Below are 13,016 nucleotides of genomic sequence, written 5' to 3'. Positions count from 1 at the left end.
GCCGCGGACACGATGGCCGCATCTCCACTTCGCGACGCGCATCATGGCTTCCTCCGACCGCCGCATCGACCTCGACTGGGTGCGCATCCTCGCCTTCGGCGTTCTGATCTTCTTCCACGTGGGCATGTACTACGTAACCTGGGGCTGGCACGTGAAGTCGCCGTTCGCCTCGCACACGATCGAGCCGCTGATGATGCTCAGCTCGCCATGGCGGCTGAGCCTGCTGTTCTTCGTCTCCGGCTGTGCGACCGCGTTCCTGCACGCGAAGTCGTCGACCGGCTTCGTTCGCTCGCGCACCCAACGCCTGCTGATCCCGCTGGCGGTCGGCGTGTGGCTGATCGTGCCGCCGCAATCCTGGGCCGAGGTGACCGAGGCGGTCGGGTACCACGACGGGTATCTGCACTTCATGTCGCTGTACGCGAGCGGCTACGGCGGCTTCTGCCGCGAGGACTGCCTGCGCATCCCGACGTACAACCACCTGTGGTTCGTCGCCTACCTGTGGTGCTACACGATGGCGGCGGCCCTCGCCTGGTGGGCGATCCCGCAGCGCCACATCGACCGCCTGGGCGCGGCCGTCGCGAAGCGCCTGCGCGGGCCCTGGCTGATCGCGCTGCCGGTGGCGTGGCTCGCGGCCCTGCGCATCGCGCTGGTGGCGCGCTTCCCCGACACCCACATGCTGGTCGACGACTGGTACATGCACGCCCAGTACTTCAGCGTCTTCGCGCTGGGCCTGCTGCTGGCGCGCGAGACCGGCGTGTGGGAGGAGATCCGCCGCCAGCGCTGGATCGCGCTCGCGCTGGCGCTGGCCGGCTATGCCGTCGTCGAGACCTGGAACGTCCGCTACGACGAACTCCAGTCGCTGGACTGGCTGCGCCAGGCCCAGCGCGTCTTCTATTCGCTCGACCAGTGGTGCGCCATCGTGGCCGCGCTCGGCTTCGCGCGCCAGTGGAACCCGGCCGACTCGCGCGCGCGGCGCTACCTGACCGAGGCGATCTTTCCGTTCTACATCGTGCACCAGACGGCCATCGTGCTGCTCGCGCACTTCATGAAGCCGCTCGGGTTGCGTCCGCTGGTCGAAGGCCCGCTGCTGGTCGCCGCGACGGTGGCGATCTGCTTCGCGAGCTTCGAGATCGTGCGCCGCGTGGGCTGGATGCGGCCGCTGTTCGGCCTCGCGCCGAAGGCGGCGACGCCGGTCAGGGCGCCCGCGTCCAGCGGATATCGCGCTCTTCTCGCCGATCGACAAAGCCCGTGATCGCGCCGCCGGCGTCGCGCTGGAACAGGCGGCGCGTGCGCGGCTGGCCCGGCTCGAAGAACTGGTCCTTCAACTCCGGGCGGAAGACGCGATCGGGGCGGCCCGCGCGCACGAACACGAGATGGTCGCCTTCGCAGCGCGCGGCCACCGAGATCTCCGGCGTCAGCACGTAGCGTCCGGCGTAGCCGCACAGCGTCGCGGCGTCCAGCGGCGCCGCCGGCGGATCCTGGTGCACCGCCAACACCTGCGAGCCGAGCAGGCGCCAGCCTTGCGAGGTACGGTGCCAGGTATCGGTCATGCGGAAGCGGCTGAGCAGCATCTGGCCGAAGTAGTCCAGGTCCTCGGCGTCCTCGTGCGTGACGACGGCCACATCGCCGGCCAGCGCCAGGCGGAACTCGGCGATCTTCAGGTGGCCGACAAGGCCCTTGGGCAGCGGCTGCAGCTCCTTCAGGATCTCGGCCTTGCCGCGCACGACGTCGTTCTCGTCGACCTGCAGCACGGCCGGATCGAGCCAGCGATCCCACACCGCGACCTCGCCGGGCGCGATCGCGTCCAGCAGTTGCTGCGTGGCGGCCTTGAGCGCCTGCTCGGTCTCGGCGGCGCTTTCCGCGGCGGCGACGGGCGTCGACAGGCAGGCCAGCAAGGCCAGCGCGATGGGTCGGATCATGGATGTCCTCGCGAGGCGGCGCGCCAGCGGCCGGGCGTCGCGCCGGTCATCTCCAGCACGCAGCGCGACATGTGCGCCTGGTCGGCGAAGCCGGTCTCGGCGGCGATGTCGCGCAGCGCGCCCGCGCGTGACGCGAGGCGCAGGCAGGCGGCGCGCGTGCGCCATTCGAGGCGGAAGCGCGATGGCGTCACGCCGAAGCGGCGGCCGAAGCCGCGCGACACGGTCTCCGGCGCGAGCGCGTTCGCCCGCGCCCAATCGCGCAACTCGCTGACGCGGCCGTCGACGATCTGTCGGGCGAGCTCGTCTTCCCAATCGTCGTGGCGCGCGGCACGCGGTGCCCGGCCTGCAAGCTCGCGTTCGATCAAGGCGAGCGCCTCGTCCGGACCGCGCTGCGCCGCGCGCACCACGGCGTCGAGGTCGCGCAACGCATGCACGCCGCCCGTGCCCGGCTCGAAGCGCCAGGGCAGGCGCAGCACGCGCACGTGCGCGCTCAGGCTGCGGTTCGCGTGGCAGTCGAGCGTCGGTTGCACCAGCAGGTCGCCGGGTCGCGCGAGCACGCGGCCCGCGTAGCTCACCTGCTCGAAGACGCCGTCGACCGCGATCAGCGCATAGGCGTCGCGATGGCGATGGCGCGGCAGCCAGCCCGCGCGCTCCAGGCGTTCGAGGCCGGGCGCGACGGTGCGCAGGTGGATGGCGGCGGGGTCGTTCATGCGAAGTCCTCAGCGTAGCGCGGCGCCCGGCGGCGGTCTTGAACGCAATTGACGTCGGCAATCAGGGCAGCGCGATCGCGCGCAGCTCGGCATGCGACGGCGGCGCGTCCGCCTTGCGCTTGCCGGACTCCTCGAAGCGATCCCAGCCGACGTCGGCGATGAACCACAGCGAGCGTCCGACGACGAGGGCGTGCGTCGGCTCGCCGAACCCGGGCGTGCCCGACTCGAGCACTTGCTGGCGCTGCAGGTCGTCGGAGAGGCGGACGATGCGCGGCGGCAGCGTGCCGTTCTGCACCGCGATGAGCGTCGTGCCGTCGCGCACCAGGCCGTCGATGCCCGCCGTGAACACGCCCGCGCCGTTCGCGGGCCAGCGCGCCGCGCACGGGCAGCCGTCGAGCGCGAGCGTCGCGAGGCCGCGCGCGTAGTCGGGCACGAGCAGCGTGCGGCCGTCGGCGGACAGCGCGGGCGTCTGCGGCGAGACGAAGTCGCCGGGCACGTCCAGGCGCTCGAACGCGCGCGCGCCGGGGCTCAGCCGCAGCACGGCGCCGTGCACGCTCTCGGTGATGTAGACCGTGCCGTCGTCGGCCACCAGCATGTCGCCCAGCACGCCGGGCAGGCCGGCCTCGACGCGTTGCAGCATGCGGCCCGTGCGCAGGTCCAGCGCCAGAAGCGCGGTGCGCTCCGCGGCGGGCGAGCCTTCGCCGCAGCCGGCGGCCTGCGCCACCGTCGCGATGCTGGCCCACAGGCGCTGGCGCTTCGCGTCGATGCCCAGCGCGAACACCGAGGCCGGCAGCCGCGCGAAGCGGCGATCTGGCGACGGCGCGTGCGCCGGATCGCCGACGACGCGGATCTCGCAATGCCGCACGTCGCTGACGAACAGACGCTTCGTCCGCGCGTCCCACGCGAGCGACTCGGGCAGCGTGTCGGCGCCGGCCAGCGCCAGCAGCCGCGTGGATGTGCCGATCGCCTGCCGGTTGTGCGCGAAGCGCTCGCGCAGCGCGCCGAATTCGGCGCGGTCGGCGAGTGCCGCGAAGTCGTCGTCGGCCGCGACGTCGTACGACAGCCCCGCATCGGCCAGCCGCGCCAGAGCCGCGAGCGACTCGTCGGCCTGGCCCAGCCTGGCGGCGCTGGCCGCCAGGTTGTAGACGACGGTCGGGCTGCCGGGCATCGCCGGCGCGAGCTGGGTCAACGTGTCGTGCAGGCCGGCGTAGTCATGCGCCTTGGCCTGCAGCGCGGCCTGGTGGTTGAGCGCGTGCCAGTCGGCGTCGGCCGCGGGCAGGATCGCCGGCCACGCGAGCGCGGCACACAGCACGAGGCGAAGGGACGTCATGGGGCGCATCGTCACGCGGATGCACGTCGCGTGCAATCCGGTGCATTCCCGCGCTCAGAGGTGGTAGGTCAGCGCGAGGAACAGCGTGGCGTCGTCGCGCCGCGCGATGAGCGGGCTGTGCGCCGCACTACCCGCCAGCCGGCTGAGCGAGACGCCGGTGTCGAGCGTGAACTTGGTGCTCAGCTCGGAGTTCCAGTCGATGTCCAGGTGCACGTTGCGCACGCCGGCCTTCGCGTCGTAGGCCGGCACGCCGTCGAGCTTCGCCTGCGCCGCGGTGATGCCGTAGGTCGAGCGCATGAAGCTGCCGTCGGCCAGCGTGACGCCGGGGCTCAGCGTCAGCGAGTCGTGCGAGCCCAGCCGGTACGAGACGTCGGCGCCCAGCCTGAGCTGCAGCCCCTGGCCGTCGGCGCCGCCGCCGTACAGCAGCTGCGAGCCGAACTGGACTTCACGCGTGAACATGAAGTTCCAGAACCCGCCGCCCTCGATGTCCAGGCTGCTCTCGTGCCCGGCATCGTCCGAACGCTTCGAGCGGATGCCGTAGGTGACGATCGGGCCGTAGTCCATCGTCGGGTCGTCGGTGGCGTCCCAGCCGACCGCGCCGATGCGCGCGAACACGCCGTTGCTCCACAGGCCCGACGCGGTCGGCACCGCGACCAGGCGGCGCGCGCTGCTGCCCTCGCTGGCCGCGACATCGGCCAGCACGACGCCGACGTAGAGGTCCTTCGACCCTTCGGGCATCATCATCATGGTGCTCTGGGCCCGCACGGACGCGGCCGCGACGAGCAACGCGAGGGCGACCGGCGCGGCGCGGAAACGCATCGTCAGATGCACCCCAGCTCGAGCCCGCGCAGCACCGCCTTGACGCGGTCGCGTACCCCCAGCTTGGACAGGATGCTGGAGACGTGGTTCTTGATCGTGCCTTCGCTGGGGCCCAGCGCGAGCGCGATCTCGGCGTTGTTGAAGCCGCCCGCGATGAGCGCGAGCACCTCGGTCTCGCGTGCCGTCAGCAGCTCGTGCGCGTCGGGCGCGCGGTCGGCGGGCGCGGCGTGTTCGAACGACGAGCGCGTGCGCTCCGTGAGCCCGGGGCGGAACAGCGTCTGGCCCGCGACGACGCGGCGGAGGCCGTCGGCCAGGCGCTCCAGCGAGATGTCCTTCAGCAGGAAGCCGCGCGCGCCGAGCCGCATGCAGTCGAACAGGGCCTCGTCGTCGTCGAAGGTCGTCAGCATGATCGTGGGCGGCAGCGTGGCGCCGTGGCGGCGCAGCAGGTCGACGCCCGAGCAGGTGGGCATGCGCACGTCCAGCAGCACGGCGTCGGGTTGCGACTGCGCGATCGCGGCCACGGCCTCGACGCCGTCGGCGGCCTCGGCGACGACGCGGATGTCGGGCGTCAGGTCGAGCAGTCCGCGGATGCCGCTGCGCACGAGGGTCTGGTCGTCGACCAGCACGACGCGGATCATCGCGCCGCTCCGGCCGATGGCAGCCGCGCCTCGAGCGCGAAGCCGCGCGGCGAGCGGTCGGCCGCGACGAGCGTGCCGTTGGCCGACGCGAGCCGCTCGCGCATGCCGCGCAGTCCGCTGCCCTCGGGCCGGCCGCGCAGGCCGCTGCCGTCGTCGCTGACGCGCACCACGATCTCGTCGACACCGCATTGCACCGAGACCTCGACCAGCGTCGCATCGGCGTGCCGGATCGCGTTGCTCAGGCCCTCCTGCACGCAGCGGAAGATCGTGTGCGCGGTCGACGGCGACGCGATGGCCAGCGGCTCCTCGAGCGTCAGCCGCACCGCCGGGCGCGGCACGCCCGCGCACAGCGTGGCGAGCGCCTGTGCCAGCGCGATGGGGCGGTCGTCGCGCTCGTGCACGACCACGCGCCGCACTTCGGCCAGCAGCGCCTGCGACAACTCGCGCGAGATGTCCACCAGCTCGCGCACGCGGCCGTCGGCCTGGCGCTGCGCGAGGTCGAGGTGCAGGTTGAGCGCGGTCAGGTGATGGCCGACGTGGTCGTGCAGGTCGCGCGCGATGCGCAGGCGCTCCGAGGCGCGCACCGTGTCGCCGAGCATGGCCTGCATCGCGTTCAATTCGGCGTTGGCGGCTGACAGCCGCGTGCGCGCGCGCTGCTCGAGCACGGCGATGCAGGCCATGCCGAAGGCCAGGAAGTAGAAGCCGATCTCCACGCCCAGGCCCAGCATGCGGCGCACGATCTCGGAGTCGTGCTCGCCCTCGAACCAGCCGGTGAACAGGCGCACCAGCAGCGTCAGCGCGATCTGCAGCGCGAGCCATTTCAACGCGCTGCGCAGCGGCACGACGAGCGCGAGTTCGGCGGCCAGCAGGAACAGGAAGGTCGAATCGACGAGGACGCCGATCGCGAGCTGCGCGAGCAGCAGCGCCGCGAGCGCGGGGCGCGAGAGCCGCGCCGGGCTGAAGGTGGCGCGCCAGAACAGCGCGACGAACGCGAGCAGCAGCGGGATGTCGACGGCGAGGTGCAGCGTGGCGACGAGATCCGCGCGATCCGAGCCGGCGTTCTGGAACGACGGCGCCGCGGTGAAATGCCGCGCGACGGCCGCGATCGCCACGCCGATCGGCGCGTTCATCTCGTCGCCGGTGGGCCCGTTCATCCAGAGCACCAGGATCGTGAACACGCTCAGCACCGCGCAGCAGGCGAGACCGATCGAGGCGATGGGATTGTTGCGGAACCGGTTCGGCATGCGCCTCGTTGCTGGTGGATCCCGTTGCGGGCAGGCGATTGTAGGGGCGCGGTCTTGCGTGACGGATGTGCCGGAAGTCATGGGTACAAAGCCGCTGGCGCGCTTCCGGGCCGTCCCTAGAATCGCCGCCACGCCAATCGAACGGGACACGCGCCAGGCATGGGATCGAACACAGTCGGGAAGCTGATGGCGGGTGCCGCGCTGGCGCTGGCCGGACTGCCGCCGTTGCAGGCGGCTGCCCCGGCGCCCGAGGCCGCGGCGTCGCAGGAGGTGCAGGTCCAGGGCGCGCTCGATCCCGAGTGGGGCAGCTATCGCCGCGCGTACGGTGCCGCCGCGTTCTTCGAGCGCTTCACGCGCACGCGTCCGCTGATCCAGGCGCAGATGCAGGTGCGCCCGGTCGCGCCCGATGCGCCGCTGTCGGGGCTGCGGCTCAGCATCTCCGGCGCGAAGACGCGGCTGGAGATCCCCGTCGACGCGATGGGCCTGGCCGACATCCCGCAGCTCAAGGAGGCCTACGACGAGGACGCGGTGATCCGCCTGAACCGTCCCAAGGGACTTTATTACTTCGCCGGCCGCTACACGATCAAGCCGCGCGCCGATGGCGTCTACGAGGCCGCGACCTTGCGCGAGGCCTGCGAGCAGCTGATCGACGCGCAGCGCGCCTCGGGCTATCGCGCGCGCCTGTTCTTCAAGAAGTGCGCCGGCGTGAAGTTCGTCTATCCGCGCGGCGACGCGGCGGCGGCGGTCGACTTCCATGGCGCCGATGGTTCGACCCGCGCGCTGCTGCCGGCCGAGCTCACGCCGTTCGAGGACGGCTCGATGGGTCTCTACAGCGTCGTCGTCTATCGCTTCGCCGACCTGCCCGCGAAGGGCCAGCTGATCCCGCGCACGCCGCCGATGGCGATCGGCACGCTGTACGAATAGCCGTCTATCTTTCGGCACATGCGGCCAGCAGGGCCGACTTCCAGAATCGGCCGACGTCGCGATTGGCGCGACCCTGACCCGCTGGAAGACCATGACCCTGACACGTGCCCTGACCGCGATCGTCGCGGCGCTCCTGACCACCAACCTGAGTGGATGCGGCGGCGACTCGTCGTCCACCGCCTCGGCCGCGCCGCCGGTGACGGACAACTCCGGCGTGCGCGGCTCGCTGATCGTCAACCCGCCACCGCGCGTGCTCTCGCTCGACACGTCCGGCGTGACCGCCCAGGTGGCGACGTTCGGCGTCCTCGGCACGCAGCTGGCCGGTGTCGCCGGCGCGCCCAGGTGCGGCATCGACGTGCACCACTTCGAGTACGCGACGGTGGGCGCCGCGGGCGAGAAGACGACCGCGTCGGGCGCGCTGATGGTGCCCACGGGCAGCGACCCCGCGTGCACCGGCAGCCGGCCGCTCATGATGTACGCGCACGGCAGCTCGGAGGTCCACGGCGTCGACATGACCGCCCTCACGCCGCAGGCGCCCTACGGCGTCACGAGCATCGAGATCGCGGCGCTGTTCGTGGCGCAGGGCTGGATCGTGATCGCGCCGAACTACGCCGGCTACGACACCTCCACGCTGAACTACCACTCGCACCACATCGCCGACCAGGAGTCCAAGGACATGATCGACGCGCTGGCCGCGGCCCGCAAGTCGTTCGCCAAGCTGCAGCATCCGGTGACGGACAACGGCAAGCTGTTCCTCACGGGACATTCCGAGGGCGGCTACGTCACGATGGCCACGCTGCGCGCGATGCAGCAGGCCGGCATCGCGGTGACGGCGGCGGCGCCGAGCAGCGGCAACTACGCCGAGAGCATGGGCTACGAGGCCCTGGTCGGCACGCCGGGCGCACTCCTGAGCATCAGCGACGTCGTCCCCGACGACATCCTCAAGTACGCGATGCAGTTCACCGCCTGGCAGAAGGCCGACGGCGATCTCTACCAATCGCCGACGGAGATCTATCCGGCCGGCTACGCACCGACCATGGAGACCATCGGGCCCAACGACACGCCCGCCGCGACGCTGGTCGCGCAAGGCAGGTTGCCGGCCTTCCTGCTGGCCAACGACGAGCCCGGCGTCGCGGCGCTGAGCCCGGCCCGGCAGGCCTTGTTCGGGGCGCCGGACCAGAGCCTGATCAAGACCTCGTTCCTGCAGGCGGCGATCGCCGACGCCGCCGCCAATCCCTGCCCGGCCACGTCGACCACCGAACCGCTGGCCTGCACGCCGGCCAACCCGGTGCGCAAGGCCTGGCACAGGAACGACCTGCGCACCTTCGCCCCCACCGTGCCGCTGCTGATGTGCGGCGGCCACGGCGACACCGAAGTGGATTTCGCGAACACGACCCTCACCTACGCCTACTTCCAGAACCACGGCGCGGGCTCGAGCCTGCTCGCGCCGCTGGACGTCGACAGCGCAGCCACCGCGGGCGACCCGTGGACGGCCGCCAAGGCAGCCTTCGTCTCGGCGCGCAACGCCGTGATCGCCGCCGGCGGCGATCCGTCGAGCACCGACAACTACCACTTCCTGGCGCAGGCGGCCTGTGGCGTCGCTGCGCGCGACTTCTTCAAGACGTTCCAGTAGCCGCCATGAAAAAGGCCCGCGCGTGGCGGGCCTGTCGTCGCGGGTCGGTCGCGATCAGTGGCGGAAGTGGCGCGTGCCCGTCAGCACCATCGCGATGCCGCGTTCGTCGGCGGCGTGGATCACTTCCTCGTCGCGCATGGAGCCGCCCGGCTGGATGACGCAGGTGGCGCCGGCGTCGCAGACGACGTCCAGGCCGTCGCGGAACGGGAAGAAGGCGTCGCTGGCGACGGCCGTGCCCTTGAGCGTGAGACCGGCGTTGCCCGCCTTGATGCCGGCGATGCGCGCCGAGTCGATGCGGCTCATCTGGCCCGCGCCCACGCCCATCGTCATGCCGTTGGCGCAGAACACGATGGCGTTGCTCTTGACGAACTTGGCGACCTTCCACGCGAACATCAGGTCGGTCATCTGCTGCGCCGTCGGCTGCACCTTGGTGACGATCTTCAGCTCCGACGGCGCGACGTTGCGCGCGTCCGAGGACTGCAGCAGCACGCCGCCGCCGACGCGCTTCATGTCGACCGCGTTCATCGCGTGCGCGCCTTCCGGCAGCGCGACCTCGAGCACCCGCACGTTCTGCTTGGCCGCGAAGATGGTGCGCGCCTCGGGCGTGACCGACGGCGCGATCACGACCTCGACGAACTGGCGCACGACGGCCTCGGCGGCCGCGCCGTCCAGCGTGCGGTTGAAGGCGATGATGCCGCCGAAGGCCGAGGTCGGGTCGGTCTTGAAGGCCTTGCCGTAGGCCTCGGCGACGGTCGCGCCGATCGCCACGCCGCACGGGTTGGCGTGCTTGACGATCACGCAGGCCGGCACGTCGAAGGTCTTGACGCACTCCCACGCGGCGTCGGAGTCGGCGATGTTGTTGAACGACAGCTCCTTGCCCTGCAGCTGGTGCCAGCCGGCCAGCGTGCCCGGCGCGGGCTGCGCGTCGCGGTAGAACGCGGCGCCCTGGTGCGGGTTCTCGCCGTAGCGCATGTCCTGCACCTTGGTGAGCTGGAGCGTGAAGGTGGCGGGCCAGTCGCCGCGCCTGGGCACGGCGTGGCCGTGGCCCTCGGCGCCGTCTTCCAGCGCCGTCAGGTAGTTGGTGATCATGCCGTCGTAGGCAGCCGTGTGCGCGAACACCTTCTTGGCGAGCGCGAACTTGGTCTTCTTCTGCAGGCCGTCTGCAGACTTCAGTTCGGCGATGACCTGCGGGTAGTCGGACGGATCGATGACGACGGCGACGTCCTGCCAGTTCTTGGCCGCGGCGCGCAGCATCGCGGGGCCGCCGATGTCGATGTTCTCGATCGCGTCCTCCAGCGTGCAATTCGGATTCGCGGTGGCCTTGGCGAACGGGTACAGGTTGATGATCAGCAGGTCGATCGTGCCGATGCCGTGTTCCTTGAGCGCGGCCATGTGCTCGGGCACGTCGCGGCGCGCCAGCAGGCCGCCGTGCACGCGCGGGTGCAGCGTCTTCACGCGGCCGTCGAGCATCTCGGGAAAGCCGGTGATCTCCGAGACCTCGGTCACGGGCAGCCCATTCTCGGCCAGCAGCTTGGCCGTGCCGCCGGTGGACAGCAGCTTGACGCCGCTTTCATGCAGCGTGCGTGCGAAGTCGACGATGCCGGTCTTGTCGGACACGGAGAGCAGGGCGGTGAGGGACATGGTGCGTTCTTGGAAAAATAAATTCTTGAGGGGCGGCGGGCGTCAGCGCGCGGTCACTGGTCGACGAGCTTGTGCTCGAGCAGCTTGCGGCGCAAGGTGTTGCGGTTGATGCCCAGCCACTCGGCGGCCTTGCTCTGGTTGCCGTCGGCGTGACGAAGCACGACGTCGAGCAACGGCTTTTCCACCGTGCTGAGGAACATCTCGTGCATCGAGTGGGGCTCGACGCCGTGCAGGTCCTTGAAATACTGTTCCAGCGTCTCCCGGACGCAGGCTTCGATCTGTTTTTTGCTCATGCTCTTGGCAGTCTTTTTCTACGCTTCTTGTTCAAGCAGCTCTTCGTTCGCAGCGGGCCACAGCTTGTAGCGATCGGCCAACTGGTCGAAGTAGTCCATCACGCCGGCCATCTGCGTCCTGCAGTCGGCATGCGTGTTCATCACCGCGCGGAACTCGGAACCCCCCGGTAGCGCGTGGACGGCCCAGCCAATGTGCTTGCGGGCCGTCCGCACGCCCAGCTCCTCGCCGTAGAGGCCGTAGTGGTCGTGCAGATGTTCGGTGAGCCAGCGCGCGACGTCGCGCGTGGCCGGCGGCGCGAGCAGCTCGCCCGTCGCCAGATAGTGATCGATCTCGCGGAAGATCCACGGACGACCCTGCGCCGCGCGTCCGACCATCAGCGCATCGGCCCTGGTGTGCGCCAGCACCGCGGCGGCCTTGGCGGGCGAGTCGATGTCCCCGTTGGCCACGACCGGGATGCGCAGCGCGGCCTTGACGGCGGCGATGGTGTCGTACTCGGCGAAGCCCTTGTAGCCCTGCTCGCGCGTGCGGCCGTGCACGGTGACCATCGCGACGCCGGCGCTCTCGGCCGCGCGCGCGATGCGCAGCGCGTTGCGCTCGGTGTCGCACCAGCCGGTGCGCATCTTCAGCGTGACGGGCACGTCGGCCGGCGCGCACGCGGCGACCACGGCCTCGACGATCTCGAGCGCCAGCGGCTCGTCCTGCATCAGCGCCGAGCCGGCCCACTTGTTGCAGACCTTCTTGGCCGGGCAGCCCATGTTGATGTCGATGATCTGGGCGCCGCGGTCGATGTTGTAGCGCGCGGCGTCGGCCATCATCTGCGCGTCGGTGCCGGCGATCTGCACCGAGATCGGCGCCGTCTCGCCGTCGTGGTTGGCGCGGCGCGACGTCTTGAGCGTGTGCCAGAGATCCTTGCGCGACGTCACCATCTCGCTGACTGCGTAGCCCGCGCCCAGCCGCTTGCACAACATGCGGAATGGCCGATCCGTCACCCCGGCCATGGGGGCGACGAACAAGGCATTCGGCAGCTCGATCGCGCCAATGTGCATGGGGTGGGTGTCGGGGGAAGCGGTGGGGCAGCGGGCCTGCTGTCGAGCGGCGTCGGGCACGGCACGGGTGCTGCAAAACGAGGCAGAAGTATACCGGGATCGCGCCCGCGCGTCCGTCGCGTGGACACGCCGGGCGCGTGCGAATCCGCACGCCCGGGCGGCCGGCGGACGGCGCTCGCGCACAATGCGATCGCATGGATCAATGGTTCGCCGGCGTCATCGCCTGGCTCTCGCTGCCGCAGTACGGACTGCTGACGCTGTTCGTCGTGTCGCTGGTGTCGGCCACGCTGCTGCCGCTCGGCTCCGAGCCCGCGCTGGCCGGGCTGGTGCTGCTCAATCCGTCGCTGATGTGGTGGGCCATCCTCGTCGCGACCATCGGCAACACCATCGGCGGCGCGATCAGCTGGGCCACCGGTTACGGCGCCGAGCGCGCCTACGAGGGCCTCGCCCACAGAAAACCACCCGGCCCGGCCAGCCGGCGCGCGCGCTCGCTGCTCGAGCGCTACGGCACGCGCGCCTGCCTGCTCAGCTGGCTGCCGGTGGTCGGCGATCCGCTGTGCGCCGTCGCCGGCTGGCTGCAACTGCCGTTCTGGCCCTGCGTCGGCTACATGGCGATCGGCAAGTTCCTGCGCTACCTGGTCTACACGACCGCGCTGCTGTGGTTCGCGCCGGTGCTGCGGCCGTGGCTCGAACGGCACGGCATCCACGTCCCCGCCTGAGCCGTCACCCGTGAGGGGGATACCGGGCAAATGGGGAGGCGGCGAGCATCCTGACCGCGGCGAGAATGTCCGCAGCAAGCATCGGCTTTCGACCTCAGG

At 70.9% G+C, this 13,016-nt stretch carries 13 protein-coding genes; 4 read left to right on the top strand and 9 right to left on the bottom strand.

Annotated features, from left to right (window positions below; translation table 11 throughout):
- The first annotated feature begins 43 nt into the window (after positions 1-43).
- A complete protein-coding gene (locus LPC04_RS20895; protein WP_275684221.1) occupies positions 44-1,252 on the top strand; it encodes an acyltransferase family protein in 1,209 nt (402 codons plus the stop codon).
- On the opposite strand, the gene LPC04_RS20890 is transcribed toward LPC04_RS20895, so the two are convergent.
- The 6 genes from LPC04_RS20890 to LPC04_RS20865 form a co-directional block, all read right to left on the bottom strand.
- Positions 1,194-1,919, bottom strand: a complete 726-nt coding sequence (locus tag LPC04_RS20890; RefSeq protein ID WP_275684220.1) for a nuclear transport factor 2 family protein — start codon at positions 1,917-1,919, stop codon at positions 1,194-1,196. The two genes, LPC04_RS20895 and LPC04_RS20890, sit on opposite strands and share 59 nt — an antisense overlap.
- Positions 1,916-2,629 (bottom strand): helix-turn-helix domain-containing protein, encoded by a 714-nt coding sequence (locus LPC04_RS20885; RefSeq protein WP_275684219.1) that lies wholly within the window; start codon positions 2,627-2,629, stop codon positions 1,916-1,918. Before LPC04_RS20885 ends, LPC04_RS20890 begins: the two co-directional genes overlap by 4 nt.
- Before the next feature lie 61 nt (positions 2,630-2,690).
- Positions 2,691-3,959: an SMP-30/gluconolactonase/LRE family protein gene (locus LPC04_RS20880; protein WP_275684218.1), complete on the bottom strand. Its 1,269-nt coding sequence runs from the start codon at positions 3,957-3,959 to the stop codon at positions 2,691-2,693.
- Positions 3,960-4,013: 54 nt separating this feature from the next.
- Positions 4,014-4,778: a MipA/OmpV family protein gene (locus tag LPC04_RS20875; protein ID WP_275684217.1), complete on the bottom strand. Its 765-nt coding sequence runs from the start codon at positions 4,776-4,778 to the stop codon at positions 4,014-4,016.
- A 2-nt stretch (positions 4,779-4,780) separates the two neighbouring features.
- A complete protein-coding gene (locus tag LPC04_RS20870; protein ID WP_275684216.1) occupies positions 4,781-5,416 on the bottom strand; it encodes a response regulator in 636 nt (211 codons plus the stop codon).
- Entirely contained in the window at positions 5,413-6,660 is a 1,248-nt protein-coding gene (locus LPC04_RS20865; RefSeq protein ID WP_275684215.1) for a sensor histidine kinase, read from the bottom strand. Before LPC04_RS20865 ends, LPC04_RS20870 begins: the two co-directional genes overlap by 4 nt.
- A gap of 159 nt (positions 6,661-6,819) precedes the next feature.
- Here LPC04_RS20865 and LPC04_RS20860 point away from each other — a divergent pair, with 159 nt between their 5' ends.
- On the top strand, positions 6,820-7,584 hold the full coding sequence (locus LPC04_RS20860) for a hypothetical protein (protein WP_275684214.1): 765 nt from the start codon (positions 6,820-6,822) through the stop codon (positions 7,582-7,584).
- A gap of 91 nt (positions 7,585-7,675) precedes the next feature.
- Positions 7,676-9,217: an alpha/beta hydrolase family protein gene (locus LPC04_RS20855; protein WP_275684213.1), complete on the top strand. Its 1,542-nt coding sequence runs from the start codon at positions 7,676-7,678 to the stop codon at positions 9,215-9,217.
- 54 nt (positions 9,218-9,271) lie between these two features.
- On the opposite strand, the gene purH is transcribed toward LPC04_RS20855, so the two are convergent.
- From purH to dusB, 3 genes are read right to left on the bottom strand one after another with little or no spacing between them, the layout of a single operon-like run.
- Positions 9,272-10,858, bottom strand: a complete 1,587-nt coding sequence (gene purH, locus LPC04_RS20850) for a bifunctional phosphoribosylaminoimidazolecarboxamide formyltransferase/IMP cyclohydrolase (protein WP_275684212.1) — start codon at positions 10,856-10,858, stop codon at positions 9,272-9,274.
- Between the two features lie 53 nt (positions 10,859-10,911).
- Positions 10,912-11,151 carry a helix-turn-helix domain-containing protein gene (locus LPC04_RS20845; protein WP_275684211.1) on the bottom strand — a complete coding sequence of 80 codons (240 nt, stop codon included), beginning with the start codon at positions 11,149-11,151 and terminating at the stop codon, positions 10,912-10,914.
- Between the two features lie 18 nt (positions 11,152-11,169).
- The gene (dusB, locus tag LPC04_RS20840) at positions 11,170-12,198 is read right to left on the bottom strand and encodes a tRNA dihydrouridine synthase DusB (RefSeq protein ID WP_275684210.1); all 1,029 of its coding nucleotides are present in this window, start codon (positions 12,196-12,198) and stop codon (positions 11,170-11,172) included.
- Positions 12,199-12,392: 194 nt separating this feature from the next.
- Here dusB and LPC04_RS20835 point away from each other — a divergent pair, with 194 nt between their 5' ends.
- A complete protein-coding gene (locus tag LPC04_RS20835) occupies positions 12,393-12,917 on the top strand; it encodes a YqaA family protein (RefSeq protein ID WP_275684209.1) in 525 nt (174 codons plus the stop codon).
- The last annotated feature ends 99 nt before the right edge of the window (positions 12,918-13,016 follow it).

It is taken from the genome of Scleromatobacter humisilvae, from assembly GCF_023231945.1.
Classification (GTDB): Bacteria; Pseudomonadota; Gammaproteobacteria; order Burkholderiales; family Burkholderiaceae_C; genus Scleromatobacter; species Scleromatobacter humisilvae.
This window is presented reverse-complemented; position numbering and strand designations above follow the sequence as displayed.

What these genes read in the sequence shown, in the direction of transcription:
- LPC04_RS20895 (WP_275684221.1), top strand. Translation starts at nt 44, where the DNA reads ATGGCTTCCTCCGACCGCCGCATCGACCTCGACTGGGTGCGCATCCTC.
- LPC04_RS20890 (WP_275684220.1), bottom strand. Translation starts at nt 1,919, where the DNA reads ATGATCCGACCCATCGCGCTGGCCTTGCTGGCCTGCCTGTCGACGCCC.
- LPC04_RS20885 (WP_275684219.1), bottom strand. Translation starts at nt 2,629, where the DNA reads ATGAACGACCCCGCCGCCATCCACCTGCGCACCGTCGCGCCCGGCCTC.
- LPC04_RS20880 (WP_275684218.1), bottom strand. Translation starts at nt 3,959, where the DNA reads ATGACGTCCCTTCGCCTCGTGCTGTGTGCCGCGCTCGCGTGGCCGGCG.
- LPC04_RS20875 (WP_275684217.1), bottom strand. Translation starts at nt 4,778, where the DNA reads ATGCGTTTCCGCGCCGCGCCGGTCGCCCTCGCGTTGCTCGTCGCGGCC.
- LPC04_RS20870 (WP_275684216.1), bottom strand. Translation starts at nt 5,416, where the DNA reads ATGATCCGCGTCGTGCTGGTCGACGACCAGACCCTCGTGCGCAGCGGC.
- LPC04_RS20865 (WP_275684215.1), bottom strand. Translation starts at nt 6,660, where the DNA reads ATGCCGAACCGGTTCCGCAACAATCCCATCGCCTCGATCGGTCTCGCC.
- LPC04_RS20860 (WP_275684214.1), top strand. Translation starts at nt 6,820, where the DNA reads ATGGGATCGAACACAGTCGGGAAGCTGATGGCGGGTGCCGCGCTGGCG.
- LPC04_RS20855 (WP_275684213.1), top strand. Translation starts at nt 7,676, where the DNA reads ATGACCCTGACACGTGCCCTGACCGCGATCGTCGCGGCGCTCCTGACC.
- purH (WP_275684212.1), bottom strand. Translation starts at nt 10,858, where the DNA reads ATGTCCCTCACCGCCCTGCTCTCCGTGTCCGACAAGACCGGCATCGTC.
- LPC04_RS20845 (WP_275684211.1), bottom strand. Translation starts at nt 11,151, where the DNA reads ATGAGCAAAAAACAGATCGAAGCCTGCGTCCGGGAGACGCTGGAACAG.
- dusB (WP_275684210.1), bottom strand. Translation starts at nt 12,198, where the DNA reads ATGCACATTGGCGCGATCGAGCTGCCGAATGCCTTGTTCGTCGCCCCC.
- LPC04_RS20835 (WP_275684209.1), top strand. Translation starts at nt 12,393, where the DNA reads ATGGATCAATGGTTCGCCGGCGTCATCGCCTGGCTCTCGCTGCCGCAG.